We start from the raw sequence: 25270 nt of genomic DNA, 5'->3' as shown, positions 1-25270 counted from the left end.
TAGGGGAATGGCGGCTAGCGGCGTACCGCACCCAAGGTGCGGTCGAGCTTGTCAAAATACGCATTCTCGATCTTCGCTATATCGGTTTGCAGCAGTGCGGCGTCGAAGGATTGCTTCAGTTTCAGGCCCAGCGGCGTGCGCTGGAAGCAGACATGCAAAGTCAGTTCGGCAAGGGGGCGCTCGTCGAAGACCAGCTTGGCGCGTTCCTTGCTCAAGGCGGGATCGGACGCGAGAAGATAGCGCAGCACGGCTTTGTCAATCACCACCGCGCGAACCCGGCCGGCCAGCAGCTTTTTCAAGTTGATCGTGTCGCTCTCCGATGCATCGACCGCCAGCTTGCCACTCTTGATCATCTGGTCGAACGCGGCGCCGTTCGAGTAGCCCAAGACCACGCCCAGCTTGTTGCCTGTCAAATCGTCAAGCACACGCCAGCGCAGGGGAGCCGCGGTCAGCATTGCCAGGCCGACCGTGCTGTTGCCCATCGAGGCGGAAAAATGGCATTGGCGTGCCCGCTCGGCCGTGTGGTAGGCAGGGAAGTAGCCGACGAAATCGGGATCGCTGCCGCCGGCCTGCATGGCGCGGTTCCAGGGAAAGTAGGCGATCTTGATGCCATGACCGAAGCGCGCAGCGACAGCCTTGGCGACGGCGCCGGACATGCCGCCATCGGGAAGACTGCGGCCGACGTATGGCAGCCATTCTAAACTAGCAAGATGCAGCGGCCGCGTTTCGGCGCGCGCTAGCTGCGGCCCGACGAGGGTGCCGCAGACCAGCAGGAGTACACCGATGCATTTCATCTTGATTCTCCTCAATGAATGAATCCAGTGTAACGCCGAATTGCGCTGCGGTGCATATATCCGTTGTCCTACGCCAACAGACCCGTGGGAGATCGCTGCCGCGTCAATGCATCACAGGACCGCATTCACCTTATTGTATCCTCGATGACAGGTCTGAAATCGGCGCCACTGCGGCCGTCGCCGCGAAAGATCTGCATCAAACTCGTATGACAAAAAAGGTAGCCGTTCAGCGTGCCGCCCATCTTGAAGAGAAGCCTGTCCTGAAGTGCGATCTTGTCCAGTACCGCTGCGTCGAGCCTGTAAGAATAGACATTGAACTTTGTTCGCGTACCGATCGTTAGCGGAGCATTGCGGGCATATTCCGATCGTTCCACGATCCCAACAATCGAGCAAGGGAAAAAGTTTGATGTACCAATATCCCTCATGCCGTTGATCATAGTGATCGATATAGATGTAACCGATCAGCCGCCGGTGTGCGCACGCAGTCCGGCAAGGTCATGTAAATCAGACCGCAGCGGCTTGGCGGCAAACATCTGCTTCCAGACGCGCGGCGTGAGCTGGTGCACCAGTGACGCCGGGTGTTGACCGACGCGCCGCAGGACATCGACGAAATAGTCGTACGGGTTGATGTCGTGCAGCAGGCAGGTGGCCAGCAGGCAGGTGGCCAGCAGGCTCTGCACGATGCCGACATGCTTGGCGCCCAGTTCAGTCCAGCTGAACAGCCAATTTCTTTTGCCCATCGGAATGACCCGCAAGGCACGTTCCAGATGGTTGGTGTCGATCGACACATCCGGGTCGTTGAGGTAGACGGACAGTCCGATGCGGCGCTCGCGGACCTAGGCCAGCGCACCGAGGAAAGGGCTGCTCGGCAGGAAGCCCCGCTTGTCAAACTGCTCGTCAATCCAGGCGAAAAGGCCATTGAGGATCGGCTTGGACTGTTCCTGCCCGCGTGTGCGCTTTCCCGGCCCTGTCCCACCGTCGTTGCGAATCTGCTGCTCGACCTTGTACAGGGCGGCAATCGCGTCGAGCGCCTGATCCGCGTGGGTGGGTTCGATGTCTCTGGCGTCGTAGATTTTTCGGCGTGAATGCGCCCAGCACTGCGCTTGGGTGATTCCCGTTTTCTTCGCATAGTGCGCGTAGGCGCTGTAGCCGTCGCTTTGCAATACTGCACCGTTCGGCCGTGTCAGCCCGAGCGCATCCTCGATGTGCTTTGCCGCCCGGCTGGGGTAATACAAGAAGCAGATTTCATCCTGTTCCCCCACCACCGGCCAGAAATACGCCGCCTTCATCTTGCCGGGGCCGGCGCGACCGGCCTTGATCGGCGTTTCGTCCATCGCAATGATGCGCGAGAGCCGGATTGAGTCCAGCTGCGCATCGAAGATCGGTTCAATCAGCGACACCGCTGCCGGCATCAACGTCACCCAGGCCCGGCTGACGTTGATGCCGGCGTCCTGCAATGTGACGTGCTGACGATACAACGGCTGGTGATAGGCGAACTTGTCGATGATCATGCCGGCGAGGAAGCTGGCATCGGCTCGGCAGCCATCGAGCACGCCCGCCGGCGCCGGCGGACAGCACAGCGCCTGAGTGGCGCGCAGCTTGATGAGCGGGCGCACGTATTTCAGGATGACATAGCTGCCGGGGCGCTGCGCTAAGCGGTGACTGACTTTCTCGCCGATCATTTCGTAGTCGGCCGGGTCGAGGCCGGCGACGTCGGCATTGGGGAGGGCGATGACTTCTATCGGCACTTTCGTGTCGTCAAAGAACAGCGCAGATTCGTCGGCGCTGTCGATCTGATTCTTATTCTTATTCTTATTCTTATTCTTATTCTTGTATTCGCGCTCGTGCGAGGCAATCTGGCTCTTCTTGGCTGGCGGCAGATCGTCCGGGACAATCTCGAAGAGTTCGCCCAGTGTGCCCTGGATGCCTTCAGGTTCGGGCACGCGGCGCTCGCTCTTCTGACCGAAGATCTGGCGCTGGAACCAGGCCACCTGTCGGCGCAGGTGGACGATTTCGCGATCCTTCACGTCGAGCAGTTTGGTCATATCCACAGCGCTCAATGCCACCGTCGGGTGGACTACTTTGGCTGCAGATTGATGGTTGATTTGCATGGCAATAATATAAAGTTTTTACTGAATGAACAGGAGTATTTTGGGCTTTATCGACAGGTTTTTTATAGCGCCGACGCACCTGTTTTGGCTCGATGCCGTCGAGCAGCGGCTTAAGGCCAGTCCAGTCTGTTTCGCGGCTGGCCACATCGGCCCAGTTGCCAACCGGCCGGCCTTGCTCAAGGCGCTTGGCCCAGACGCACAGCTCGGTCCGGTCGAAATACAGGACCTTTATCTGCGTGGCGCGCCGGTTGATGAACGCAAACAAATTGCCCGACAATGGGTCCTGCAACATGACGTGCCTGGCCAACGCGTACAGGCCGTCGAAAGACAGGCGCATGCTCACCGGATGGCCGTACAGGAAGACGCGCACCTGGCCCTCGGGGAAGAACATCAACGCCTCGCGATCGTCAGCGCGACACCGTCGCCCAGATCGATGCGGAGGTCGATGCCGGACATGGCCGGCGACTCTTGGATTGGCGTTGATGCCGACGACTGCTCGGGGGCTATACTGGCGGTCGCGCTACTGACGGCTGTCAGCAGCGGTTGTAAACTGATACACAGCAGCGATTGAAAACTGATACACCGATTTGAGAAGATGGCTGCTTTGCGGAGCAGCCTTGAAACCCAACGAGGTGTGTGTGGAGATTCAGGTATTGAGCAAGCATGGGTTGAGTCTGCGGCGGATCGCCGCCGAGGTAGGCTGTGCGGTGAACACGGTGCGGCGGCACCTAGCGCTGAAGGCTGTGCCGAAATACGAGCGCAAGGTAAAGCGGCCGACCAAGTTGGCGCCATATGAGGCCTATCCGCGGGAGCGGCAGACGGCGGCGCAACCGAACTCGATACCGGCGAGCGTGTTGCACAGTGAGGTCGTCGAGCGCGGTTACCAGGGCGGCTTGAGCCAGTTACGCGCGTTCATGCGCTCGCTGCGTCCGACGTTGCCGGTTGAACCGGTAGTGCGCTTCGAGACCGAGATGGGCGAGCAATTGCAGGTTGATTGGGTCGAGTTCCGCAAAGGCAGCGCGCCGCTGCATGCGTTCTGCGCCACGATGGGTTACAGCCGCGCCAGCTACGTCGAGTTTGTCAGCGACATGAAGGTGGCCACGCTGATCGGCTGCCACGAGCGCGCCTTCGCTGCATTCGGTGGCGTACCGCGCAAGGTACTGTACGACAACATGAAGACGGTCGTCATCGAGCGCGACGTGTACGGCGACGGCCAGCACCGCTACCACGCCGGCTTCCTCGATTTCGCCAAGCACAGCGGCTTCCGAATCAAGCTGTGCCAGCCGTACCGGGATCAGACCAAGGGCAAGGTTGAGCGCTTCAACGGCTACCTGCGCAGGTCGTTTTACGTGCCGCTGGCAAGCCGGCTGGGCCAAAGCGGTTGCAGCTTGATGTCGTGACTGCGAACGTCGAAGTAACCCGCTGGCTGCGCGAGGTCGCCAACGAGCGGGTGCACGGCACGACACAGGAGAAGCCGGCCGACCGGATGGCAAATGAAGTGGCACACCTGCAGGCACTGGCAGCGCCATGGCGAGGCGACATCGCTGCTGCGCGGCCGCAGGCTGCGGCGCCGGAACCACCCGCACCGCGTCCGGCGATCGTGATCGAACGCATCGCCGAAGTTGCGCCAGCGCAGCACCCGCTGGCGGTCTATGAACAGCTGCTGATGAACGTCACGCAGGGAGTAGCTGCATGAACCTGCAACACGAACGCATCACCGAATTGTGCGAGGCGCTCAAGCTGTCCTTCGTGGGGCAAAGCTACGGTGCGGCGGCTCAGAAGGCGGCCAAGGACGAGATGGCATACAGCGACTTTCTGGAGGCCTTGCTGCGCGAAGAAATGGCGGGATGAACGGTACGCAAGCAGACCATGATGACGCGCCTGGCCGGCTTCCCGGCGATCAAGACGCTGGAGCAGTTCAACTATGACTTCGCTAAGGGCGTCAAGCGCAGCCAGATAGAGGAGCTGGCCGGACTGGGCTTTATCGAGCGAAACGAGTGCCTGAAACCCGAGATTTAGACTCTCACAAATTCAATAAGGTGTTTCAAAATCATTGACACGCTCCGGCGGCGACAGTTTGGGGAAGAGTTTTCCCGGTTCCATTGTTTGGTCCTGTCAGCAGGTTAGACTCACTGTCCGTAGCGGCTGGACAAGGATGAGTGTGACGACGCATTCGATGAGCTCGACGACGCATTCGATGAGCTCGAAGATACATTCGATGAAGAGCCCCACGAGCCGTCCGAGTCGTCAGCTTCAACGTCGGATGCGTCCGACGAGTCCGACGAGTCCGACGAGACATCGTTCGCGGTCGGGCGCACGGACTCGATAGTTTCCGTCGGCGCGCCGAAGAATTGGTGGGGTACGAGAATCTGGGGCCGTAACAAGCCGTTCGTCAGCGTATTGATGTCCCCGTTTTGCAGCAGGTCGTCGCACAGCTCGTCGGGCAGAACCCGGCAGCGCTCGATAATCAACAGACCCAAACCCTTCATGAGGTGCGGGCCGTGCATCAGCGTGTTCGCGGCGTTAAGTGTCTTGCCATGGTTATCCAGATTAACCTGGATTTTCTCGCGTTCCGGTTTCGACAGTGCCTTGAATGCCGGAACGTCCTTGAGCCAGGGTTCGACAGGCGAGAACTCACCCGTTAACACGTCGTACGGGTGTAGCAAGCCGTGCTGCTTGACGGCGGGTTGATCGAACGGAAACCTGTACAATTTGCTGCCGAACCGGCTGTCATCCTTCTGGTTGCGTCCGGCGCCCAGGGAAAAGAAAACATTGTCATCCGTCGCGAGCTGGAGAATATCGTTAACATCGGTATTTGTATCGTCAAACTTTATTAGCGATTCCTCGGCCTCCTTTTTCTCTTCTGTACCGTCGTCCAGCAACGCGATTCGTTCTTCTATCTTCTCGTTGATAGACTCCAGTTTTTGGCGCGAAAAAAGCACAGCGTTTCCGTTGGCGTTCAGTCCATGATTCGTGGCATGTGTGATCTGCAAATCCGCTGCCTCAAAACGCTTCCTGAACATGATCTCGGGCTCGGTCAGTTGCCCAACTCTGACGATCAGATTCCTCAAATTGAGATGCGAGATCTGTTGCGTCGTGCGGTTTATGCCGTTTGTACCCCTGTGATCCTTCCATCTCGCACCCTGGTCGATCATTTGACTGTGAGCTTTGACAGCCTGGCTGGTGCGATATGCCCTCACGATTGTCTGTGCTTCCACTTTCCCGCGGGGGCCGATCATGCCCATTTGCCACTTCCCCGACATGCCACCGATACTCTGGGGCGCAGCGGCCTGCTCTGTTACTTGCGGCGCTGGACGGGGGCTGTGGACTGAGAGGGTGGAAGTGCTTGACTTCATAAGATATTCTCCTGGTTGCTTTAGGCAGGCGGACCGGCCAGTCGCCCGGCATGGCCCGCACGGCCCAAATGTGCTTGTTGAGGTGCTGCTCGATTCCTGCTCGTTGCGTCTGGCGGAGGTGGGCCGCGCAGGGCACGTGGAAACAACGCCGTGCACAGGCTGTCAGCCTGATTTGCCCTGTCACGGCAGCCGTGTTCGGTATAGGTCGCTCGAAGGGGGCCGCCGGTTCCATTGCCGCGCGTGGAGATGGCGGCCCGCAGCGAGGCCGGATCGAACGCGGCGCCGCGCGAACATCGCCGGCGCCAGGCGCCCGTTCGCCCACGCGTCGCGCATGGGACCAAGCGTCCCTCCTTGCGCATCCATGGTGGCAAGGGCGTCGTCACGCGGACAGCGCCGGCACCACCGCTTAACCAAGGATGGCACGCCGAACGCCGAACGCCGGTGCGGATAGTCCACCGGAAGGAGGCGGGCGCAAGGGCGCGATGGCACCGACACGATCATCGCAAAGCTGTTTACCGATTACCGCATGTTCCATCCCGCAGCCTGACGAACCCTGCGCCGACGCCGCTGTGCGCCAGCGTCGCGGCCTGGGCGGCAAGGAAGACGCAGGCCGTTGGCTACTGTAGCTCCGGCATGGCGACCCAATCGATTTCGTCCCTGCAAGCAGCGCTGCCCGTGCACACCGTCCACGCGCCGGCGCCAACGCGTCCCGCGGCTGCCAGCGAGACCATGGGCAAGGCCGGCTTCGACCAGTTGGCCGGTATCGCGTCCCTGAAGACGCACTTGCTGCGGTTATGATGCCCGACCCAGCCGGCGATGCGCAGATAAGATCCCCGTTCCACATATCGGCGTGCGACCGCCTCGCGGCCATTGACGTTGTCGTGGATGGCCAGCAGGTCGTCCGCAGCCTCTCGCTCGTGCAGGAACAAGGGCTTTCCGGTGCTGCAGGCCAGCTCGACCTGGGCCTCGATCGCGGCCCGCTGGACCGGGCGCGGCGACATGTCGCGGTTGTAATCGAGGCCTGTTTCGCCCACTTCCACGGCATGCGGATGCGCCAGCAGCGCGCGCAGCCGCACCAGGGCGTCGGCACCGAGCTCGGAGGCGTAGTGGGCATGAATGCCGGCGGTGAAGTAGCCAGTGCCGGGCGCCATCTTTTCGGTCAGTAGCGCTGCGTCGTAGATCTTGAGCGTGGCGCCAGTCAAAATGAAGTGCTCGACGCCCGAGTCATAGGCGCGCGCTACGACTTGTTTCCAGTCACCTGTGAAGCGATGGCTCGCGAGGTCTAGTCCAACGTCGATCAGGGGAAATGTCTGCATGGGTGGCATTGTGGATGCCAGGTTTTGTAGTTCGTCAATGCCGCGCCGGGGCACGACATCGCCTCGACCGGGCTGCCGATGGCTGGTGCAGGACAGCGCATCGGCAGCCGCGGCTCAGTCTCTACGCGGCGTGCCGGTCGAGCCGTTCGCGCAGTTGCGTCGCTGTCGCCGGTTGCCGGCGCTGTGGTTTTGCCGCTGTTTGCTCCGCCATGCCGGGGCCGTTCGATTCGACGCCCTCCAGCAAGGACTGGGTGTTGAGCAGCCTTGCGAGAAATCGCTCTGGCAGTGCCCTCAGCTGATCTGAAGGCAGCGTCAGCAGCGAAAACTCGCACCACAGCAGGACTTCTTCGGCATTACCGCTGGCGCTGTGGATCAGGATCGGCGCTGGCTGACCGAAGGTATTCTGATTCAGGATCCGCCAGCCAACATCGTCCGCGCTTGCCGTGCCCCGGCTGAGCGGCGTCACCAGCAATACCTGCCCGCTCGACTCGACCGCGACGAACAGCGTGTGGCAGCCGATCTCGAACTCATAATTTGGTGCCGGAGCGAGGCCTCGCGGGTTGATGCCGAAGCCATGAAGTAGCGGCCACAGTGCCGGCAAGAGTTTATCTGGTCCCATTGTTTTCTCCTGGACTTACACTAGACCCATTCCCCACCCTCGCTGGAGGAAGAATGCGGCGACGTGAGCGGGGCTTGCGCCGCGCTGGTATAGAGTTCCTGTAGATTGAAAGAACCCTCCGAGTCGCTAATAGATCCGTTGAAGTCGCTGAGAGCACCCTCCGAGTCGCCACTCTCGCTGGAGGCAGAATGCAACGATGGGAGGGAGGGTGGCGCCGCGCTGCCATGATGTAAGTTTGTATTGTAAAAATCCACGTCGCCACTGGAAACCTCCGAGTCGCTAGAAGAGTCCGACGAATCGTCCAATTCGTTAAGGGCGTTCATGTCCAGCTGCTCGCTCGTTCTCGATTGCGTCGGCGTCCCATAAAATTGTCGTGGGACGAGAATCTGCGGCCGGAACAAGACATTCACGATCGTATTCAGCTCGCCATTCTGCAGCAGGTCGTCGCGCAATGTCTGCGGCAAAGCGCGGCAGCGTTCGATAACCGACAGCGTCAATGCCTGCATGATGTGCGGGCCATGAAATAGCGTGTTCGTCGCTTTGAGCTTCTTTGCCTGCTCTGCCAGCCTGTCCACTACATCCGTACGCTGATCGTCCGACATTGCCTCAACCGCTGGAATGCTCTCGAACTGCGAGGCCAGTCTCGGAGGTTTGTCGATTAAAGCGTCGAACAAGTGCATCATGCCCTGCTGCTTCACGGCGGGTTGATCGAACGGAAACCGATGGATGGTGCCGCCGAATCGGCTTGCGGGCTTCTGGCAATCACCCACTTCCAAGGCGAAAAAGACGTGGTCGTCCGTTGCAAGCTGGTCAATATCATTGCCATTGGTGTTCTCTGTAGCGAAGGAGACCCTTTCTTCTTGAAGCTTTATGCGGGAAAAGAGTACCGCCCTGTTACCGGTGAGTGCATGATTGGTTGCATGCGTGATATGCAAGGTTTCGGTTTCAAGGCGGTTCTTGAAAGTCATTTCGTGCGCGGTAAGGTCTCCCACTCTAAATTTAAGCAATGTCAGGTTGATATGGGAGATGTTTCTTGCCGACTGGCCTACTTGATGCTGAGGGCGCCATCTCGTCCCTGTTGCGATCATCGGACCTTGGGCTTTGCTGCCGATCTTTGCGCGGATGCACGCCGTAAGGGTCGCCGCTGCTGCATCTCCGACATTACTGTTCCAGTCTTCGCTCCACCTCGGACCTGTCCTTTCAGCGACCTCAGCGGCCGTCAATCTCGGCGCTGGTGTGTAGTGGTCCCCGTTCAATTTGGGCCGCTCGCGGAACGCGGGCGAGAGAGGGTTTGTGGCCATAATATATTCTCCTGGTGGCTTCAGGTAGCGGACCCGCCAGTCACCTGGCATCACCGCATTTACCCGAACTTGCTGGTTAGAGTGTGGTTGGTGTTTTGCTCGTTACGCATTCCCGCGATGCACCGCGTGGAGCGCGTGAAACCAAGGCCGTGCAAGGGATTTCAGTGTGGCCGCCCCTGTAATAGCTGTAGTGTCCGGTAGTAGGTCGCTCGGATGCGGTTCATGGTTCCATTGCCGCAAGCAGACATTTTTCCTTACGGCGGAGCGGGGGCGGCACTTCGCCCGGCTATCAATGGCGACAAGCGCTTCGGCTGGCACGCGCCGCCCATGGAACCAATCGCCCCTCCTTGCGCACCCATGGCGGCAAGGGCGTCGTCACGCGGATGGCGCCGGCATCACCGCTCACTTACCACGGAGGGCACGCCGAAAGCCGGAGCGGAACATTCCGCCGGCGGGAGGCGTGCGTATCGACACCATGCCACCAACACCACGCGCGCTCAATAGCTCACCGGTCCCCGCCAGCACCATCCTGCAACCGCACGAACCCGGCGCCGAGGCGGCTGTGCGCCCGCGCCGCAGCCTGGGCCGCAAGGACGACGCCGTCCGCTGGCCGCTGTAGGTCCGCCATGGCGACCCAATCGATTTCGTCTCTGCAAGCGGCGCTGCCCGTGCACGGCGTCCACGCGCCGGCGCGAACGCCCCCTGCGGCTGCCAGCGAGGCCATGGGCAAGGCCGGCTTCGACCAGCTTGCCGGTACCGCGTCCCTGAAGACGCACTTGCCCACGGTACGCCTGCCGCTGGCGCGGCGCCTGTCGCGTACGCTCACCAGCCCGCTTCCCTCTGCCCAGGACGAGCCCGACACGCCCTTGAACGCGGCCGCCGCCCGGCTGGTCGCGAAGCTGGAGGGCAAGGCGGACGACGGCGGCGATCCGTGGCAGGGCCTTGACGATCCGCTTCAGCAACAGACGCTGCTGGACCAGGCGCGCCAGCTGCTCGACCAAAAAGGCGGCGATGGCGCCCGGCGCCCGGCGGGCGGGGACCGGCTCGACGCCATGCAGGCCGAACTCGCTGCGCGCCACGGCGCCGCCATCGCCCAGGGCCAGCGCGCTGCCGATGCCCTCGAAGGCGCGCTGGCCACGCTCGATGCCGCTCCGGCCACGCTGTCGGCCTTGCGCCAGCAGTTCGGCGCCCCGGCCAGCGGTCGCCGCGATGCGCCCATGGCGCCCGCCGCGCTGCTCGACATCCTGCTCGCTCAAGCCGGACCGTCCGGCGAGGTGCTGGGCCGTCCGCCGGCGCAACTGCACGCGGAACTGCGCCGCCGCGGCCGTTCCGGTCCGCGCCTGTGGCTGTCCATGCAGGACGCCGCCTGCTTCCAGCTGGTCAACACCAGCGTTGCGCTGGCCGGCGAGTTGCGCCGCGAACTGTCGGAACAGGCGCACACCACGCCGCTGGCCGGGCAGGGCGCGCTGGCCAGGCTGTTGCTGGGCCTGGGCGATCCCGGTGCCGGCCAGGCCGGCCCCTTGCTGCGCCAGCTGGTCGACGTCGAACGCCTTGGCCCGCGCCAGCGCGGCGCCGCCTGCCTCGCGCTGCGCGCCACCCTCGCGCGCTGTCCGGACGCCATGTGGAGCGGCGCGCCGCCGTCCCAGCGCCCCGGCCTGCTGGACCAACTGCAAGAGATGACCATCGAACAGCATGCCGCCTTGCCGGCGCTGGCACCGGCGCCCGGCGACGTGCTGCAGGCGCGGCTGCGCCAGGACCACCACAGCACCAGAAACAATTGATGGAGAAGACCATGGAAAGCACCCCCGACAACACAATCGAGAACATCGCCGCACGCCTGCTGCGCCAGGCCCGCGAAGAGCAGGTTGTGATGCAGCAGCCGTACGGCGACGGCTTGCAGCTGCTGGCCTATCCTTTGGCGGATGGTGCGCTGGTCGCGCTCGGCTTCGCGCGCGACAGCGCGCACCGCGTGCAGCCCGACAGCGTCCTGCGGCGCCGCGCGCTGCAACCGGCGCGCTACGCCGGCTGGCTGCCGGCCATGCTGGGCGACGGCAGCTGGTATGTGGTGCGGCGCCTGCGCCTCGATGCCGGCGGCCAGCCGTGCCTGCCCGACAGCGCCGCATGGCAGGCGGCGCGCGAGCTGCTGGCATGAGCGGCATCGCCTCCGTCGGTAGCATCGGCGCCGGCCGCGCCGGTGGCGCCGGCGGCGACGCCCACTTCGGCATCGCCGGACCGGCGGCGCCCCAGCAGATCGTCCCGGTCCAGCGCGCCGACCTGACGCCCTGGGAAGAATCGGCCTCGCTGGCGCCGGACGCAACGGCCGCCCAGGCAACGCTGGCCCCGCTGACGCGCTTCTTGGGCGCCGCGCTGACGGTCGCCAATCCTGCCTGGTCGCGCGATCCCTTGCCGGGCCTGCGCGCGCTGCAAAAGCGCCTGGTCGACCATGCGCTGGCGCTCGACCTTGCCGACCGCGCCGACAGCATGGCCGCCATCGTGGTGGTCGAAGAGGCGGTGCGCCTGCGCCTGCGCCTGCAGCAAATGGAGCTGCTGGCGCGCGCGGGCGCCGACCCGGCCACGCCGGCGCGGGCGGCGGCATGAAGCTGCGCCCGCGCCACGCCCCCATCGCACTCGATCTTGCGGTGGCCATCGGCCTGCTGTGGGGCCTGCTCAATACCGGCCAGTTCGAGCAGGCCTACCGGCTCGGCCGCGCGTGCCGGCAGATCTGGCCGGACGAGGAGCGCGTCGCGCTGCTGCTCGCCTTTGCCCAGGTCGAGCTGTTCGACGGCCCCGATCCCGACACCGCCGCCGTGCTGGCGCGCAGCAGCGCTTGCCCGTCCTGGAACGCGCTGCTGGCGCGCCGCAGCGGCACCGCCTGATTCCTCCGTCCGTTCCACTTTCTTCACCGCGCAAGGAAACCCGCATGCTGAACAATATTGTCATGGCCGTCAACACGCTCGCCGCCCGCATGGCCAAGCGCGCCGAACTTGGCGCCGCCGGGCTGGTCATTGCCATCGTCTTCATGCTGGTGCTGCCGATGCCGGTCTGGCTGCTCGACATCCTGATCGCGATCAACCTGTGCGCCGCCGGCCTGATGGTGGTGGTGTCGATGTACATGGCCGGCCCGACCGCATTCTCCACCTTTCCCACCGTTCTGCTGCTGACCACCTTGTTCCGCCTGGCGCTGGAAGTCGCCACCACGCGCTTGATCCTGCTCGAAGGCAATGCCGGCCACATTGTCGAGACCTTCGGCAATTTCGTGGTGGGCGGCAACCTGGTGGTGGGCCTGGTCATTTTCCTGATCCTGACCGTGGTGCAGTTCCTCGTCATCACCAAGGGCTCCGAGCGCGTCTCCGAAGTGTCGGCGCGCTTTTCGCTCGATGCCATGCCGGGCAAGCAGATGTCGATCGACAGCGACCTGCGTTCGGGCCTCTTGACTGCCGACGAGGCCAAGAAGAAGCGCGCCCTGCTGGGCCAGGAGAGCCAGCTGCATGGCGCCATGGACGGCGCCATGAAGTTCGTCAAGGGCGATTCGATCGCCGGCATCTTCATCGTGGTGGTCAACCTGGTGGGCGGCATCGCCATCGGCATGTTGCAGCACAACCTGGCGGCGGGCGACGCGGTGCGCCTGTACGCCATCCTGTCGATCGGCGACGCCCTGATCGCGCAGATTCCGGCGCTGCTCATTTCGCTGGCGGCCGGCATGATCACCACGCGCGTGCCGGCCGGCGACGAGAAGCCGGGAGAGGCGGCGAGCAATATCGGCCAGGACATCGCCAGGCAGCTGTTCGGCGAGCCGCGCGCCTTGCTCACGGCGGCCGCCATCATGCTGCTGTTCGGCCTGATTCCCGGCATGCCGACGGCGGTGTTCCTGATCCTGGCCCTGCTGCTCGGCGGCGGCGGCGCGGCCGGCCTGCTCAAGCCGCGCGCGCTGGCCGCCAGCGCGCGCCAGAGCGCCGAGGCGGAACGCCAGAACGCCGGCATCGTCGACCTGACCACGTTTACCGCCACCCGGCCGTTCGCGGTGCGCATGCCCGCCGCGCTGGCGGGCACGGCGGCGGCCGAGAGCGTGATCCGCGCGGTGCGCATCATGCGCAACAATGTGCTCGACCAGAAGGGTATTCCCGACCTGCAGCCGATCGATTTCGAATTCCAGGCCAGCGTGCCGCCCGGACGCATTCATTTCCTGATGGCCGAGATTCCCCTGATCGACGTCGAGCTGCGCAGCGGCTGGGGCGCCAGCACCGAATCGGCCGAGCGCCTGGAGGAACTCGGTTTTACGGCGCAGGAAGATGGCCTGGCCGGCACCCGCCGGCGCCGCGTCTGGGTCGAACTGGCCGGCGAGGATGGCCTGCGCGAGGCCGGGGTCACCTACCTGGCCTGGGAGCAGGTGTTCGCGGCCGACGTCCAGGTCGAGATGCTGCGCAACTGCCAGATGTTCATCGGGGTGCACGAGGTGCAGCGCTTCACCGCCTGGGCCGACCGCCGCTTCCCGGAACTGGGCAAGGAACTGGCCAGGAGCGTGACCTTGCCGCGCCTGACGGAGGTAATCCAGCGCCTGGCGCGCGAGGGCATCTCGTTGCGCAATGCGCGCCTGCTGCTGGAAACGACCCTCGAATGGGCGCCCAAGGAGCGCGATCCGGACGTCATCGCCGACTATGTGCGGCTGGCCTTCAAGCGCCAGCTGTGCCACGAGGTGGCGCGCGACGGCCTGATCGAAGTGGTCCTGCTCTCGCCCGAACTGGAAGACCAGCTGCGCGGCGCGCTGCGCCAGACCAGCCAGGGCGCCTACCTGGAACTGGATCCCGAACTGGAGCAGGGCATCCTCGACCGCCTGGGACAGCTGGCCGGCACCGGCGGCACGCCGGCCGCCCCGCCGGTGCTGGTGACGGCGGCCGACATCCGGCGCGCCGTGCGCAACTTGATCGAGGAAGAGTTCTTCTCGGTGCCCGTGTTCGCCTTCGCCGAACTGACCCAGCACAGCCGGGTGCAGCCGGTCGGCATGATCGAACTGTAGGCCCGGACTGCGACGGCGGATCGAAAATGGCGGCCTGCGGGCCGCTTGTGCGTTGCGGCGCCGGCGCCTCAAATGGCGGCGACGGCGATCTGGTTGGCGCGGCTGTGCAGTTCGGCGAAGGTTTTCATCAATGTCGTGATCTCTTCCAGGGCGGCGATGCGCTTCTCGATCTCGCTGGCCCTGTGCTTGGCCGCCGGGCTGTCCATGTCGGCACCGCTGGCGACAGCGTCGGCATGTTCCTTTTCGAGCGCGGCCAGTTCGTGCAGTTGCCGTTCGATGGTGGCGACAGGCTGGCCCGCGCCGCTGCGATGCTCGTCGATCTGCGCACGGGCCGGGTCCGGCAGCGATGCAAGGAAGCGGGCAAGCGCGCGGTGCAGCCCGTGCTGGCCGGCGACATCGGACGCATGGTGCTGTCCGTTCTGTCCGTGCTGGCCGGTGGGCGCGTGGTGCTGCTCGATCTGATCCAGCAGCCACTGCGCCTGTTGCTGTTGCACCGCCGTGATCCGCTTCTCGACCGAGCCGGCCACGCGGCCTTCCAGCTTGTTCATTTGGGCATGCAGGCGGCTTGAGAGGCGTGTACCGCGCGCTTGCATCGCTGCCCGCGGCGGCGCGGCATCCCGCATGGCCGGCGGCGGCGCGGGCCGGGATACCTCAATCGGTTCCTGCGGCGGGGTGGGGGCGACGTGGCTGGTGCGGGTGGTGGATGTGATGTTGCCTGATGTGGCCATGCTGACTCCGGCGAGTGGTGAAGGGGAGGTGGGTGGTCGATGCGGATTCAGTCGTGCGCGCGCGCGGCGCCGCCATCGGGTACCTGCGCGGCGGCGTGCCCGAAGGCCGCTGCGAGCGCGCTGGCGCCGGCCGCGAAGTCGGCGCGCCATTCGCCGCCGCCCGCTTCCAGGCGGCAGGCGCCGCGCGCCAGGGTGGCGTCGCCGCGCAGCTCCCACGCCGCGCCGGGCGGGGCCAGCTCGCTGTCGTCGGGATGCAGGTACAGCAGCGGCTGCGCCAGGGTGCGCGGGGCCTCCCGCAGCAGGAGGCGGCAGCTCGCCTCCAGCCGTTCGCGCGGCGTGGTCCCGGCCAGCGCGCGCTCGAACAGGGCCAGCGCCAGGTCGACGGCCAGCGCCTGGGCGCCGTCCAGCAGTTGCGCATGGCACTGTTCGAGCTGGCGCAGCAGCACGGCGCCGCGTTCCAGCGCACCGCGCTCGGCCTCGGCCACCGCCGCGCGCGCGTCGGCGCTAGCGCGCAGTTGCAGTTGTTCGGCCTCGACGCGCGCCTGGTCGAGGATATGCGCGGCGGCGGCGCGGGCGTCATGGGTCAGCGCCAGCGCCTGGGCGCGCCATACGCCATGCTCGGCGCGCAGCAGGGAATCGGTGGAGATCGTGGCGACACAGAAGTCGTTCATGGGAGTGCCTTTCAAACTTGGAAAATCGGGCGGTGCCGTATGCGCCTTATGCGTCCTGCATGGCGCGCGCGCGGCAGCGCAGCCAGCAGCGTCGCGCGCGCGTGGCGGCGACGGCATCCAAGGCGTGCGGCATGGCAGCGAGCAGGGTGGCGATGCGCGCGCCGCTGGCGGCGTCGATACGGCCGCGCAGGCGCGGCCACAGGCCGGGAAAGCCCGCCTGCAGATGGCAGGCCAGTTCGCACAGGCCGCGCAGCGCCAGGCTGTCGCCGGGCAGATAAGCGTCGCCGCCATGGCTGTGCAGCGGCTGGGTGGCGGCCAGGCGCAGGCACCAGTCGCGTTCGGCGGCGGGCAGGGTGGCCAGCGCCGCCGTATCCTGCGCGCGCGCCGCCAGCAAGCCGCCGTACAGTTGCGCGGTGGGGCCGAGCGCGGAGCCATCGGTGCCGCTTGCCTCGGCCCAGGCGGGATCGAAGCTGGGCGGCAGTTGCGGCGCCAGCTCCGCGTGCGCGCACCACACATGGTAGCCGTCGCGCAGCGCGAGCACGCCCGCCATGGCGGCGTGCGGGGACGGCTGCGCGGCCGCGTCCCACGGCGCGAACCACCAGTCCAGGAAGGCATCGGGCAGGGAAGTGGCGCAATTCACGCCTTATTCCCGCGCGGAGGCGCCATCGGCGCTGAAGGCCGGCGGCTTGCCGAAGTGGCTCCCGAACCAGGCCGCCAGGCCGGGATGGTAGCGGCCCAGCGCGAACAGCATGCCGACCAGCATCACGGCGCACAGGAGCGACATGCCGAGCAGGGTCAGCCCGAGCGCCATGGCCGACCCGGCCTGCACCCGGAACGGCCCGACATTGGTCCATTCGATGACCGGCGCGGTGTAGACGCTAGCCGTCATCACCACCGACACCTTGGCGCGCCCGCCTTCGCCCGACAGGCCGGGGATGCTGGAGGCGACCAGCTGGCGGATGCGCGGCAGCAGCGTATCTTCGTCGACCGTGCCGTGGTATTTGACCAATACGGCGGCGGAGGACGGCTGGATCGGCTCGCCTGGCGCAATCCGCTCGGGCAGGACCACGTGCACGCGCGCCGCGATCACGTTGTCGAACTGCTGCAAGGTCGATTCGAGTTCGGCCGACAACGCGTGGATGTAGCGCGCGCGCTCTTCCAGCGGGGTCGAAATCATGCTGTCCTTCTTGAATACCTGGCCCAGGTCGGACAGCGCGCGGCGCGGCAGGCCGGCCGCCTGCATGGCGGTGGTGGCGCGCGCGATGTCGGCGGCGTCGACGGTCAGGGTCACGCCCTCCTTGGTGGGGGCCTTGTGCGCCTCGATTCCGTAGCGGCTGAGGAGAGTGACGATTTCGTTGGCGTCGGCGTCGTTCAGGCCGACCTGCAGATTGGCGCGGTTGCCGCAGCCGGCCAGCAGCGCGCACAGGGCCACCGCCAGGAGCGGCGCCAGCAGGCGCTTCGGGGGCGGCTTGCTCATTGCAGCTTGGTCAACTGGTCGAGCGCCGAGGCGGCCTTGGCGGCGGCCTTGGACACGAACTGCACCCGGGTCTGGTAGTCGCTCAGGGCCAGCGTGGCTTTCATCAGCTGCATCGAGTCGCCCGAGCGGGCCGCCTGCTCGAGGTTGCGCGAGATGAATTGCTGGTCCTTCTGCAGCTCGCCCGACAGGGCGCTGGCGCGCTGCATCACGCGTTCGCCGAGCGAGCCGTGGCCGGCGCCCGGGACGGCGGCGGCTGTCGCGGGTACGGCGCCACCGCCGTGGGTGTCGTGGCGCGCCATGATGTCGCGGAATTCGGCGTCGCTGACGGGACTGAGGTGCAGCGCGTCCTTGCCGGCGCCGCCTGCCGCATCGGCGCCGGAAGCAGCCATGTTGCCGTTGACATTATTCGAGATCTGCATGTCTGTACTCGCATTGGGTGGATGATGGGGAGGCGCGCCCGGGCGCTGCCGGACGCGCCGAGCGTTTACTTGCTCGAGGGTTTTGTTGCGCTTGCCAGCACGGCCGCGTAGGCTTCCGGATTGATTTCCTTGAGGATGACCTTGCGATACCCATCCTTGGTTTCGTAGGCGACGACGCCGGCGTCTTCCATCTCCGGCGTAGAGAAGGCGCGTTGAACAACTGGCACTTTCTTGTCGCGGTATATACTGTAGTTGCCGTCGCCGTTGTCGTCCGCACCAGGTTTGGCGACTGCCTTGTCACTGCCGACGCGCTTGTCGCCCACCGGCCCCCACTTGTCGGCCTGTTTGTCATCGAGCTTCCATGTGCTGGAGTCGTTGGCCACGTCCCAGGTGTGCTTGCTCATCATGGTGGCTTTGAAACCTGCCTCATTTTCGTGGGCGCTGATGACTTTGTTGCCGACCCGGATGACGGTATTGTTTGTGCCCGGGACAAAGCCGTAAGTTCCGCCCTGGAAATCCTTGACCGGGATGCCGGCGGCACTCTTTACCTCGGGATCGTAGCCGCGCTTGTTCTTATTGTCTTTTTTGCAATCTTTTATTTCTTCTTTGTATTTCAAGTCGGCATAGTGCTCTGTGTCCTTGTCGGTTGCGGGTTCTGGTGGTGTGTAAGGGGTATGCTTCGCTGCCGGTTTGGGGGCAGCTGGTTTGGTATCGGCTGGCTTGGTATCGGCTGGCTTGGTGTCCGCTGGTTTGGTGTCGGCTGGTTTGGTGTCAGCCGGTTTAGGGTCGGCCTGTTTAGCGGCCGGCGCCATGCCGGCCCATTTCATAAAGGCCGCGTACAGTCCCCGTTCACGCCCCTTCTCTGCGCTACCGGGGTCGGAATACTGTGAGCTGGTCATGTCCTCGGTCGCCAGTGCCTCCTGCGCCGCGCCAATCACGTTGTTGCCTTTTTGCTGGTAAGAACCGATGCTGTTGCCGTCCTGGATCAGCGTCTCGGTCGTCACATCGAGGTCCTTGTCATAGGTGATGCTGAGCTGGACGTTGTTGTTGGTGCCAGCAGACAGCGTCATCTGGTTGGAAATGGTCATTGTCGTTCTCTCATGAATAGGGTTGAGCGGGAAATGTTCGAACTGCACCGATAGGTGTTGCCGCCACCACGAAGGTTCCGCTGGCGCCATCGGGAAATATATTTCCGTTTCGGGCGAACTAAATCGGAACGCGCTGCCACTCACCAGCATTGCCGGGCTGTCGCCGCTACCGTTCATCATCCGCCATGAGGAAGAAACAGCATGTCCCACGATAACAATCCGATTACCCGGGCGCTGCGGCGCCTCGAAACCCGCTTCGACGACAGCGACCTGCGCATGCGCGATTTCCTGGCCGCCGAGGCGGCCGGCGAGAAGCCCGACCCGGACAGCTTCCTGCGCATGCTCGAGCAGCGTTCGGTGACACGGCGCGCCATGGAGTCTCAAGCGAAGCTGCACGAAAAGCCGCTCAAGACCGTCCTCAGCGAGGCCAAATAGACCATGGACGATCACGATCAACTGGCCCGCTGGCTGCGCGCGCAGCCGCTCGGGGCGCGTGTCGCCATCGACGGCGAATCGGTCTGGCTGCGCCCGGGCGAGGGCGGCGCGGAACTGTCGGCCTGCCTGTGGCCCGATCCCAGCGGCGAGCAGGTGCAGGCGGCCCTGCATCACGGCTTCGCCGGTGCGCTCGCGTTCGACGCCGGCCTGGGCCTGTGCGGCGACGGACTGGTGCTGAGCTGCTGGCTGCCTTCCTGCGCGGGCTGGCGCGACGCCGCGTCCGCGCTGGAACAATTGCTCGACCAGCTGGCCGCCTGGCGCGCCGCGCTGGCCCCGCCGTCCGCGAAGCCGCGCCTGGCCGCCGGCGGCGCCGCGCGTCACGAACAGCGCATGCGCCAGATGCTCGGCGGAGCGCGGCCATGATGCGCCTTGCATTCAATGCTTCGCGGGTGGCGTGCGGCGTGCTGCTGGCCGCCTGCCTGGCGCAGGCGGCACCGGCCGCCGCCGTGGCCCCCGCCAGCTGGAACGAGACCGGTTTCGCCGTCGATGCCAGGGGCTTGCGCCTGGCGCGCGTGCTGGAGCAGTTCGGCGCGGCCTACGGGGTCCAGGTCGACAGCCGCGTGCCCGATGCGCTGCTGGCGCCGACCCGGATCAAGGCCGCCAGCGGCACCGAGTTCCTCGACCGCCTGGCCGCCAGCGCCGGCTTTCGCTGGTTCGTCTACAACGAGACTGTCTATATAGTCCCGCGCGGCGAACAGATCTCGGTGCGCCTGCAGATCGGCGAAGACGCGGTGCAGGATGCCAAGGCCGCCCTCACCGGCGTGGGCCTGTTCGACGCCCGCTTCGGCTGGGGCGAACTGCCCGACGAGGGCGTGATCATCGTCAGCGGCCCGCGCGTCTACGTCGACCTGGTGCGCTCGCTGCTGCTGCCCGAGCGCAAACCGGACGAGACCCCGGCCAGCGGCAGGCAGGTGATGGTGTTCCGGCTCAAGTACGCCAGCGCCGCCGACCGCACCATCACCACGCGCGGCCAGAAGGAGCTGGTGCCGGGCATCAAAAGCATCCTGGCCCGCCTGCTCGACAGCGACCCGGCGCCGAGGTCCGGCGCGCCGTCGCCCGGCGAATTCGATGTCGCCAGCAGCAAGCCGTCGCGCCGCGGACCGGTCGGCAAGGCCGGCGAGCCGCCTCCCGAGGCGCCCGAGGACCGGCGCGGCGCCCGCGCGGCCAGCGCCACGCGCGCCGAGCGGGTGCGCATCGACGCCGATCCCTCGCTCAACGCCATCATCATCTACGACGATGTCGCCAGGCGTGCCACCTACCAGTCCCTGATCGCGCAGCTGGACGTGGAACCGCGCCAGGTCGAGATCGAGGCGCTGATCGTCGACATCGACCGCAGCAAATTGAGCGAACTGGGAGTGGAGTGGGGCGTGCGCAGCGGCAGCACCAGCGCCACCATCAACGCCGGCGGCGCCGAGTCGCAGGGCGTCGAGCTGCCCTTGCCCGGCTCCACCCTGCTCATCAATAACGCCGGGCGCTTCTACGCACGCCTCAAAGCCATGGAAGGCAGCGGCGACGCCCGCGTGCTGGCCAAGCCGACCGTGCTCACGCTCGACAACGTGGCGGCGGTGCTGGACCTGAGCCAGACCGCGTATGTGCCGCTGGTCGGCGAAAGGGTGGCCGACCTGGCCGACATCACCGTCGGCACCATGCTGCGGGTGGTGCCGCGCATCGTGCAGGAGGGCGCGTCGCTACGGGTGCGCCTGGAGATCGATATCGAAGACGGCGCCATGGACAAGAACACCGGCAAGGATGGCGGCAAAAGCAGCGTGACCCGTTCCACCATCAGCAGCCAGGCGATTGTCGATGCCCAGCAGACCTTGATGATCGGCGGCTACCACGCCGAGTCGGTGTCGCGCCAGAACCAGAAGGTACCCGTGCTGGGCGACGTGCCGCTGCTCGGCGGCTTGTTTCGCAGTGCCAGCGAAACCCACAGCACGCGCGAGCGCCTGTTCCTGATCACGCCGCGCATCATGAGCAGCGCCGGCATGCTGGCGGCCGAGCAGTCGAAGGCCAACAAGGCGGCGCGCCGGCTGGCGGCGTCCGAGCAGCGGCAGCAGGCGCGCAGCGGCGAGGCGCCGGTGGCGGCTTCGGCACCAGTCGCTGCGGCGGCCGCAGCCCCTGTCGCCGCAGCCGCGCCGCTGCGCCGCACTCCACTGGCCGATGTCATGTGGCCGAAAAAGCCGCGTTCGGTGCTGTGCAGACGGCAGGCGCCGCCATGGCGCTGAGCGGCGCCGTGTTGCGCCTGCCCTGCCTGGGCTGCCTGCTGCTGGCCGGCGCCATGCCGGCGGCGCAGGCGGCGCTGTTCAAGTACGTCGATCCCGAGACGCACATTGCCAGCTACACCAACTACCGGCCCGCCCAGCCGGACGCGCGCGAACTGGCGCTGCGGCTCGATCCTCCGCGCCGCCGCCCGGCTGCCGCCCGCGCGCCCGCCATGGCCGTCGCGGCGGTGGGCAGGGCGACACTCGGGCCGGCCGATTTTCCGCGCATCGACGCGGCGCGCCAGCACGAACTCGATCGCGGCCGGCGCCACATCATCGGCACCGAACTGCAAACGGCGGAGGCGGAACTGGCGCAGCTGCTGGCCGCAGGCGGCGCACCCGCGCACATCGGGCGGCGGCGCGGGGACGTGGCCGCGCTGCGGCGCGAGCTCGAACGACTGGAGTGAGCGTCAGGGTTCGGGCGTGTACTCGAGCCGGTAGCCCTGGCTGTACGAGGTGCGGATGATGACGCGCCGCTCCGGCCCGAACTGGAGCTTCTTGCGCAGCTTGTAGACGTGCTGCTCGATGGTGCGTCCCGCCACGTCGCTGTCGGCGCTCCAGATCGACGCGCCGATGGTCCCGCGCGAAATGAATACCCCCGGCGACGAAAAGAACAGCCAGGCCATGGTGAACTCGCGCGGCGTCAATTCGACCGCCACGCCGTCGTAGGCGGCGCTGGCCGCCTCGCGGTCGAGCGTAAATTTGCCCAGGGCGATGGTGCGGCGCATGCTGTTCGGATGATGGCGCCGGATCACGGCCCGGATCCGCGCGATCGCCTCCACCGCCTCGAAGTGCGCGCCGATGAAGTCGTCGGCGCCGGCGTTGAGCGCCAGCGCCGCCATCTCGGGCGTGCCCTGCGACAGGGCGATCACCGGCGTGCTGTTGCCGGTGCGGCAGTTAAGCCAGGAGACGAAATCCTCGCTGTCGTCGCGGTGTTTGCCGATGTCGATCATCAGCAGCGCAAAGCCGCGCCGGCTCAGCATGCGCGAGAGACTGTTCTCCGTCGCAAAGCGTTCGCAGCCGAAACCGGACTGCTGCAGCAAAGCCTGCAGCCTGGCGAACAGGCTGTCGCTACGCACGTAACAGCCGATGTTCTCGGAATTATTCAGCATGCTGTCGGTCCCCGGAAAAAGCCTTGATGTAGTGGTCAATGGTGCGACCGCAGTTGTATCAGCAAACCCCACCGCGCTGCAAGGAATTTTTGCGTGGAGCCAATAACGGCGGCCTGTCTGCCACATTCGAAAGAATATTTTCGGAATTATGGAACCGCTTCGATCCCGGCGACACTCATCGTCACTGGAGGCGCGCAAGCTGCGCTTTCACGTTGGCGAGGCCGGGTTCATTTTTTCGGGTTCAATTTTTTCATCGGATGCTTCTGATTGATGCCGCTTATGCTCAAGTCCCTGTTTTCTCCTCCCCGTGCCGGCCTGCTGTTGTGGGTGTGCGCCGGCCTGCCGCTCGCTGCTGCCGCCGCGCCGGCGCCGCTTCCGCAGCCCTTGCTGGTGCCGTCCTACGGCTACTGGATCGACGACGCCGACTGCGTGGAAGAGGCGCCCGCCGTGCGCCCGCCGCCGTCAGTGCTGGCGATGATGGCGCCACAGTCGGCCGCGCTGCCGGTTCCGGTGGCGATGACGCCGGCGCCACCTCCGCCGGCACCACCTCCGCCGGCACCACCTCCGCCGGCCTGGCAGCTCAAGGCCGCCGACCAGACCCTCAGGACGGCGCTGGCACGCTGGGCCTCCAGCGAAGGCTGGCAGCTGGTGTGGGAAGCGCCGGTCGACTACGCGGTCGAACGCGACACCAGCGTCGGCGGCAGTTTCGAACAGGCGATCGAAGCGGTCGCGCACAGCATGGCGGGCGCCGAAACGCCGCTGCAGGCGATTTTCTACAAGAGCAACCGCGTCATCCGCATCGTCGCCAAGGGAGCGCAATCATGAAGGCAAGCCCGATGATCAAGCCGGTCCTGATCGCCCTGTGCGCCAGCCTGGCGGCGTGCTCCGACATCGCACAGCGCGATTCCCGGACTTTCGGCGACCCGGGCGACAAGATCGCCCGCATGGCGCGCCAGGTCGGCACGGCCAAGCCATTGCCGACGCCCGCCGTGGTGCATGCCGAAGGCATCTGGCTTGGCCACAAGGCGATCAAGGTGGCCAGCGCGCCGGTGCTGCCGCCGGTGTTCCGCGAGCCGGCCAATTTCGACCGCACCGTCTCGTCGCTGGCGGAACTGGCCGAACGCATCACCATGCGCTCGGGGATTCCGACCAAGGTCAGTCCCGGCGCGCTGGCGGTGGCCAGCGGTGCGCCGGCGCCGTCGGCCGCCGCCGCCATCGCCGGCACCGCAGGCGTGGGCACGGTCAACCCGATCGTGCCGCCGCTGAACCCCGCGCCGGCAAAAAGCGCGACGCCGAAGGCCGAGCCGGTGCACATCTCCTACCGCAATGGCAGCTTCCAGAACTTCCTCGACACCGTGGCCGCGCGCTACGGCGTCTACTGGAAGTACGCCAACGGCACCATCCAGTTCTTCCATACCGAGGCGCGTTCGTTCCAGATCAATGCGCTGCCGGGCGACGCCACCTTCAGCGCCACCGTCAGCAGCGGCGCGACCTCCAGCGGCGGCGTATCTGGTGGCGGCAGCGGTGGCGGCAGCGGCAGTGGCAACAACGGCGTCAGTGCAAGCAACAACCAGAACACCGCCGTCAGCTCGCAGCTCTCGGTCTACTCGAACCTGCAAAAATCGATCGGCGCCATGCTCTCCGCATACGGGCAGGTGGTGGCGTCGCCGGCCACCGGCAGCATCACCGTGGTCGATACGCCCGACGCGCTGGAACGCATTGCCGCTTTTGTCGAAAGCGAAAACCGGGCCATGGCGCGCCAGATCGCGATCAATGTGACGGTGCTGTCGGTCACGCTCAGCGACGCCGACGAATACGGCATCAACTGGAACCTTGTATACAGCAACCTTCTCAACACCTACGGCATCCGCAACACCATCGCCGGTGCGCCCGGCAGCAGCCCTGCGGCATTTTCAGCCGGCGTGCTGGCTTCCTCGAACAGCAAGTTCGCGGGCAGCTCGCTGATGATCCAGGCGCTGTCGCAGCAGGGCAAGGTGCGGCGCCAGACCAGTGCCAGCGTGGTCACCCTGAACAACCAGCCGGTCCCGGTGCAGGTGGCCAAGCAGACCAGCTACCTCAAGTCGTCGGAAACGACCGTCTCGCCGCTGGCCGGGTCGACCACCTCGCTCACGCCCGGCGTGGTCACCTCGGGCTTTAACATGAGCATCCTGCCGCACCTGCTCGACGACGGCACGGTGATGCTGCAGTTCTCGACCGATATCTCGGCCCTGCGCCAGATCCGCCGCGTCAACAGCGGCAGCGCCGGCAGCAGCACCAACACCAGCATCGAGTCGCCCGAACTCGACACCCGCAACTTCCTGCAGCGGGTCGCGATGAAGTCGAACGAGACCCTGATCATCAGCGGTTTCGAGCAGACCGACGACGACATCGACCGCCAGGGCGTGGGCCATCCGTCCAACTTCCTGCTGGGCGGCGCACTGGCGCGCAAGGCCAACAAGGAAGTGATCGTGATCCTGGTGACGCCGACCACCATGGCTGGCAGTTGAG

Annotated in this window: 27 protein-coding genes and 3 pseudogenes; 15 read left to right on the top strand and 15 right to left on the bottom strand. The window is 65.6% G+C overall.

The window, feature by feature from the left end:
- Nucleotides 1-14: 14 nt before the first annotated feature.
- The 4 genes and pseudogenes from F2P45_RS19485 to tnpB all read right to left on the bottom strand — a co-directional run bounded on the left by F2P45_RS19485 (nucleotide 15) and on the right by tnpB (nucleotide 3242).
- Nucleotides 15-794, bottom strand: a complete 780-nt coding sequence (locus F2P45_RS19485) for a substrate-binding periplasmic protein (RefSeq protein WP_166878781.1) — start codon at nucleotides 792-794, stop codon at nucleotides 15-17.
- Nucleotides 795-919: 125 nt separating this feature from the next.
- Complete coding sequence (locus tag F2P45_RS19480) at nucleotides 920-1231, bottom strand: hypothetical protein (protein WP_166878779.1); 312 nt, start codon at nucleotides 1229-1231, stop codon at nucleotides 920-922.
- Between the two features lie 24 nt (nucleotides 1232-1255).
- Nucleotides 1256-2797 (bottom strand): annotated as a pseudogene (gene tnpC, locus F2P45_RS19475) (IS66 family transposase); the annotation flags it as partial.
- Nucleotides 2724-3242, bottom strand: a complete 519-nt coding sequence (tnpB, locus tag F2P45_RS37290) for an IS66 family insertion sequence element accessory protein TnpB (RefSeq protein WP_370663282.1) — start codon at nucleotides 3240-3242, stop codon at nucleotides 2724-2726. The gene tnpB and the pseudogene tnpC, both read right to left, overlap by 74 nt.
- Before the next feature lie 280 nt (nucleotides 3243-3522).
- On the opposite strand from tnpB, the pseudogene istA reads away from it, so the two are divergent.
- From istA to F2P45_RS37030, 3 genes and pseudogenes are all read left to right on the top strand, one after another.
- Nucleotides 3523-4601: pseudogene (istA, locus tag F2P45_RS19465) on the top strand (IS21 family transposase).
- Nucleotides 4598-4756 carry a P-loop NTPase family protein gene (locus F2P45_RS37035; RefSeq protein WP_308613639.1) on the top strand — a complete coding sequence of 53 codons (159 nt, stop codon included), beginning with the start codon at nucleotides 4598-4600 and terminating at the stop codon, nucleotides 4754-4756. The pseudogene istA and the gene F2P45_RS37035 overlap by 4 nt, the downstream one beginning before the upstream one ends.
- A 15-nt stretch (nucleotides 4757-4771) precedes the next feature.
- Nucleotides 4772-4924: pseudogene (locus tag F2P45_RS37030) on the top strand (ATP-binding protein); the annotation flags it as partial.
- A 110-nt stretch (nucleotides 4925-5034) separates the two neighbouring features.
- Here F2P45_RS37030 and F2P45_RS19455 read toward each other — a convergent pair.
- The 4 genes from F2P45_RS19455 to F2P45_RS19440 form a co-directional block, all read right to left on the bottom strand.
- The gene (locus F2P45_RS19455; protein ID WP_166878776.1) at nucleotides 5035-6261 is read right to left on the bottom strand and encodes a hypothetical protein; all 1227 of its coding nucleotides are present in this window, start codon (nucleotides 6259-6261) and stop codon (nucleotides 5035-5037) included.
- A 617-nt stretch (nucleotides 6262-6878) separates the two neighbouring features.
- Nucleotides 6879-7577 (bottom strand): TatD family hydrolase, encoded by a 699-nt coding sequence (locus F2P45_RS19450; RefSeq protein WP_166878774.1) that lies wholly within the window; start codon nucleotides 7575-7577, stop codon nucleotides 6879-6881.
- A gap of 121 nt (nucleotides 7578-7698) precedes the next feature.
- Complete coding sequence (locus F2P45_RS19445; protein WP_166878771.1) at nucleotides 7699-8196, bottom strand: CesT family type III secretion system chaperone; 498 nt, start codon at nucleotides 8194-8196, stop codon at nucleotides 7699-7701.
- 20 nt (nucleotides 8197-8216) lie between these two features.
- Nucleotides 8217-9497, bottom strand: coding sequence for a hypothetical protein (locus tag F2P45_RS19440; protein WP_166878768.1), 1281 nt, complete (start codon nucleotides 9495-9497; stop codon nucleotides 8217-8219).
- Nucleotides 9498-9957: 460 nt separating this feature from the next.
- On the opposite strand from F2P45_RS19440, the gene F2P45_RS19435 reads away from it, so the two are divergent.
- Genes F2P45_RS19435 through sctV form a run of 6 tightly spaced genes read left to right on the top strand, consistent with a single transcriptional unit; the run spans nucleotide 9958 to nucleotide 14511 of the window.
- The gene (locus F2P45_RS19435) at nucleotides 9958-10116 is read left to right on the top strand and encodes a hypothetical protein (RefSeq protein WP_166878766.1); all 159 of its coding nucleotides are present in this window, start codon (nucleotides 9958-9960) and stop codon (nucleotides 10114-10116) included.
- Between the two features lie 7 nt (nucleotides 10117-10123).
- Complete coding sequence (locus tag F2P45_RS19430; protein WP_166878763.1) at nucleotides 10124-11278, top strand: hypothetical protein; 1155 nt, start codon at nucleotides 10124-10126, stop codon at nucleotides 11276-11278.
- Nucleotides 11279-11289: 11 nt separating this feature from the next.
- Nucleotides 11290-11649 (top strand): hypothetical protein, encoded by a 360-nt coding sequence (locus tag F2P45_RS19425; protein WP_166878761.1) that lies wholly within the window; start codon nucleotides 11290-11292, stop codon nucleotides 11647-11649.
- On the top strand, nucleotides 11646-12095 hold the full coding sequence (locus tag F2P45_RS19420; RefSeq protein WP_166878759.1) for a hypothetical protein: 450 nt from the start codon (nucleotides 11646-11648) through the stop codon (nucleotides 12093-12095). The genes F2P45_RS19425 and F2P45_RS19420 overlap by 4 nt, the downstream gene beginning before the upstream one ends.
- Complete coding sequence (locus tag F2P45_RS19415; protein WP_166878755.1) at nucleotides 12092-12373, top strand: hypothetical protein; 282 nt, start codon at nucleotides 12092-12094, stop codon at nucleotides 12371-12373. The genes F2P45_RS19420 and F2P45_RS19415 overlap by 4 nt, the downstream gene beginning before the upstream one ends.
- 44 nt (nucleotides 12374-12417) lie before the next feature.
- Nucleotides 12418-14511, top strand: a complete 2094-nt coding sequence (gene sctV / locus F2P45_RS19410; protein WP_166878752.1) for a type III secretion system export apparatus subunit SctV — start codon at nucleotides 12418-12420, stop codon at nucleotides 14509-14511.
- A 68-nt stretch (nucleotides 14512-14579) separates the two neighbouring features.
- Here the strand turns inward: sctV and F2P45_RS19405 are convergent, their stop codons facing one another.
- From F2P45_RS19405 to F2P45_RS36310, 6 genes are all read right to left on the bottom strand, one after another.
- Nucleotides 14580-15239 carry a hypothetical protein gene (locus tag F2P45_RS19405; protein ID WP_166878749.1) on the bottom strand — a complete coding sequence of 220 codons (660 nt, stop codon included), beginning with the start codon at nucleotides 15237-15239 and terminating at the stop codon, nucleotides 14580-14582.
- 47 nt (nucleotides 15240-15286) lie between these two features.
- Nucleotides 15287-15910 (bottom strand): HrpE/YscL family type III secretion apparatus protein, encoded by a 624-nt coding sequence (locus tag F2P45_RS19400; protein WP_166878746.1) that lies wholly within the window; start codon nucleotides 15908-15910, stop codon nucleotides 15287-15289.
- A gap of 46 nt (nucleotides 15911-15956) precedes the next feature.
- Nucleotides 15957-16550 (bottom strand): hypothetical protein, encoded by a 594-nt coding sequence (locus F2P45_RS19395; protein ID WP_166878743.1) that lies wholly within the window; start codon nucleotides 16548-16550, stop codon nucleotides 15957-15959.
- Nucleotides 16551-16553: 3 nt separating this feature from the next.
- Complete coding sequence (gene sctJ, locus F2P45_RS19390; protein ID WP_166878740.1) at nucleotides 16554-17387, bottom strand: type III secretion system inner membrane ring lipoprotein SctJ; 834 nt, start codon at nucleotides 17385-17387, stop codon at nucleotides 16554-16556.
- Nucleotides 17384-17806, bottom strand: coding sequence for an EscF/YscF/HrpA family type III secretion system needle major subunit (locus tag F2P45_RS19385; RefSeq protein ID WP_229505174.1), 423 nt, complete (start codon nucleotides 17804-17806; stop codon nucleotides 17384-17386). The genes sctJ and F2P45_RS19385 overlap by 4 nt, the downstream gene beginning before the upstream one ends.
- A 65-nt stretch (nucleotides 17807-17871) precedes the next feature.
- Nucleotides 17872-19071 (bottom strand): hypothetical protein, encoded by a 1200-nt coding sequence (locus tag F2P45_RS36310; RefSeq protein ID WP_229505173.1) that lies wholly within the window; start codon nucleotides 19069-19071, stop codon nucleotides 17872-17874.
- Nucleotides 19072-19095: 24 nt separating this feature from the next.
- Here F2P45_RS36310 and F2P45_RS19370 point away from each other — a divergent pair, with 24 nt between their 5' ends.
- From F2P45_RS19370 to F2P45_RS19355, 4 genes are read left to right on the top strand one after another with little or no spacing between them, the layout of a single operon-like run.
- On the top strand, nucleotides 19096-19329 hold the full coding sequence (locus F2P45_RS19370; protein ID WP_166878733.1) for a hypothetical protein: 234 nt from the start codon (nucleotides 19096-19098) through the stop codon (nucleotides 19327-19329).
- Between the two features lie 3 nt (nucleotides 19330-19332).
- Nucleotides 19333-19752 (top strand): hypothetical protein, encoded by a 420-nt coding sequence (locus tag F2P45_RS19365; protein WP_166878730.1) that lies wholly within the window; start codon nucleotides 19333-19335, stop codon nucleotides 19750-19752.
- Nucleotides 19749-21614 carry a type III secretion system outer membrane ring subunit SctC gene (gene sctC, locus F2P45_RS19360; protein WP_229505172.1) on the top strand — a complete coding sequence of 622 codons (1866 nt, stop codon included), beginning with the start codon at nucleotides 19749-19751 and terminating at the stop codon, nucleotides 21612-21614. The genes F2P45_RS19365 and sctC overlap by 4 nt, the downstream gene beginning before the upstream one ends.
- The gene (locus F2P45_RS19355; RefSeq protein WP_166878727.1) at nucleotides 21605-22057 is read left to right on the top strand and encodes a hypothetical protein; all 453 of its coding nucleotides are present in this window, start codon (nucleotides 21605-21607) and stop codon (nucleotides 22055-22057) included. The genes sctC and F2P45_RS19355 overlap by 10 nt, the downstream gene beginning before the upstream one ends.
- Before the next feature lie 3 nt (nucleotides 22058-22060).
- Here F2P45_RS19355 and F2P45_RS19350 read toward each other — a convergent pair whose 3' ends face one another.
- The gene (locus F2P45_RS19350; protein ID WP_166878725.1) at nucleotides 22061-22762 is read right to left on the bottom strand and encodes a response regulator transcription factor; all 702 of its coding nucleotides are present in this window, start codon (nucleotides 22760-22762) and stop codon (nucleotides 22061-22063) included.
- Between the two features lie 279 nt (nucleotides 22763-23041).
- Between F2P45_RS19350 and F2P45_RS19345 the strand changes: the two genes are divergently transcribed.
- Both F2P45_RS19345 and pilN read left to right on the top strand, forming a co-directional pair.
- On the top strand, nucleotides 23042-23587 hold the full coding sequence (locus tag F2P45_RS19345) for a toxin co-regulated pilus biosynthesis Q family protein (protein ID WP_166878722.1): 546 nt from the start codon (nucleotides 23042-23044) through the stop codon (nucleotides 23585-23587).
- Nucleotides 23584-25269 carry a PilN family type IVB pilus formation outer membrane protein gene (gene pilN / locus F2P45_RS19340; protein ID WP_166878718.1) on the top strand — a complete coding sequence of 562 codons (1686 nt, stop codon included), beginning with the start codon at nucleotides 23584-23586 and terminating at the stop codon, nucleotides 25267-25269. The genes F2P45_RS19345 and pilN overlap by 4 nt, the downstream gene beginning before the upstream one ends.
- Nucleotide 25270: the final 1 nt, after the last annotated feature.

Origin of the sequence: Massilia mucilaginosa, assembly GCF_011682145.1 — a bacterium.
Classification (GTDB): domain Bacteria; phylum Pseudomonadota; class Gammaproteobacteria; order Burkholderiales; family Burkholderiaceae_D; genus Telluria_A; species Telluria_A mucilaginosa.
This window is presented reverse-complemented; position numbering and strand designations above follow the sequence as displayed.

Coding starts and splice junctions, on each gene's coding strand:
- F2P45_RS19480 (WP_166878779.1), bottom strand. CDS start 1,231: ATGATCAACGGCATGAGGGATATTGGTACATCAAACTTTTTCCCTTGC.
- F2P45_RS19455 (WP_166878776.1), bottom strand. CDS start 6,261: ATGAAGTCAAGCACTTCCACCCTCTCAGTCCACAGCCCCCGTCCAGCG.
- sctC (WP_229505172.1), top strand. CDS start 19,749: ATGATGCGCCTTGCATTCAATGCTTCGCGGGTGGCGTGCGGCGTGCTG.
- F2P45_RS19485 (WP_166878781.1), bottom strand. CDS start 794: ATGAAATGCATCGGTGTACTCCTGCTGGTCTGCGGCACCCTCGTCGGG.
- F2P45_RS37035 (WP_308613639.1), top strand. CDS start 4,598: ATGAACCTGCAACACGAACGCATCACCGAATTGTGCGAGGCGCTCAAG.
- F2P45_RS19345 (WP_166878722.1), top strand. CDS start 23,042: ATGCTCAAGTCCCTGTTTTCTCCTCCCCGTGCCGGCCTGCTGTTGTGG.
- F2P45_RS19430 (WP_166878763.1), top strand. CDS start 10,124: ATGGCGACCCAATCGATTTCGTCTCTGCAAGCGGCGCTGCCCGTGCAC.
- F2P45_RS19365 (WP_166878730.1), top strand. CDS start 19,333: ATGGACGATCACGATCAACTGGCCCGCTGGCTGCGCGCGCAGCCGCTC.
- sctV (WP_166878752.1), top strand. CDS start 12,418: ATGCTGAACAATATTGTCATGGCCGTCAACACGCTCGCCGCCCGCATG.
- F2P45_RS19370 (WP_166878733.1), top strand. CDS start 19,096: ATGTCCCACGATAACAATCCGATTACCCGGGCGCTGCGGCGCCTCGAA.
- F2P45_RS36310 (WP_229505173.1), bottom strand. CDS start 19,071: ATGAACGGTAGCGGCGACAGCCCGGCAATGCTGGTGAGTGGCAGCGCG.
- F2P45_RS19350 (WP_166878725.1), bottom strand. CDS start 22,762: ATGCTGAATAATTCCGAGAACATCGGCTGTTACGTGCGTAGCGACAGC.
- F2P45_RS19445 (WP_166878771.1), bottom strand. CDS start 8,196: ATGGGACCAGATAAACTCTTGCCGGCACTGTGGCCGCTACTTCATGGC.
- F2P45_RS19450 (WP_166878774.1), bottom strand. CDS start 7,577: ATGCAGACATTTCCCCTGATCGACGTTGGACTAGACCTCGCGAGCCAT.
- tnpB (WP_370663282.1), bottom strand. CDS start 3,242: ATGCGCCTGTCTTTCGACGGCCTGTACGCGTTGGCCAGGCACGTCATG.
- pilN (WP_166878718.1), top strand. CDS start 23,584: ATGAAGGCAAGCCCGATGATCAAGCCGGTCCTGATCGCCCTGTGCGCC.
- F2P45_RS19355 (WP_166878727.1), top strand. CDS start 21,605: ATGGCGCTGAGCGGCGCCGTGTTGCGCCTGCCCTGCCTGGGCTGCCTG.
- F2P45_RS19405 (WP_166878749.1), bottom strand. CDS start 15,239: ATGGCCACATCAGGCAACATCACATCCACCACCCGCACCAGCCACGTC.
- F2P45_RS19415 (WP_166878755.1), top strand. CDS start 12,092: ATGAAGCTGCGCCCGCGCCACGCCCCCATCGCACTCGATCTTGCGGTG.
- F2P45_RS19385 (WP_229505174.1), bottom strand. CDS start 17,806: ATGCAGATCTCGAATAATGTCAACGGCAACATGGCTGCTTCCGGCGCC.
- F2P45_RS19420 (WP_166878759.1), top strand. CDS start 11,646: ATGAGCGGCATCGCCTCCGTCGGTAGCATCGGCGCCGGCCGCGCCGGT.
- F2P45_RS19425 (WP_166878761.1), top strand. CDS start 11,290: ATGGAAAGCACCCCCGACAACACAATCGAGAACATCGCCGCACGCCTG.
- F2P45_RS19400 (WP_166878746.1), bottom strand. CDS start 15,910: ATGAACGACTTCTGTGTCGCCACGATCTCCACCGATTCCCTGCTGCGC.
- F2P45_RS19440 (WP_166878768.1), bottom strand. CDS start 9,497: ATGGCCACAAACCCTCTCTCGCCCGCGTTCCGCGAGCGGCCCAAATTG.
- sctJ (WP_166878740.1), bottom strand. CDS start 17,387: ATGAGCAAGCCGCCCCCGAAGCGCCTGCTGGCGCCGCTCCTGGCGGTG.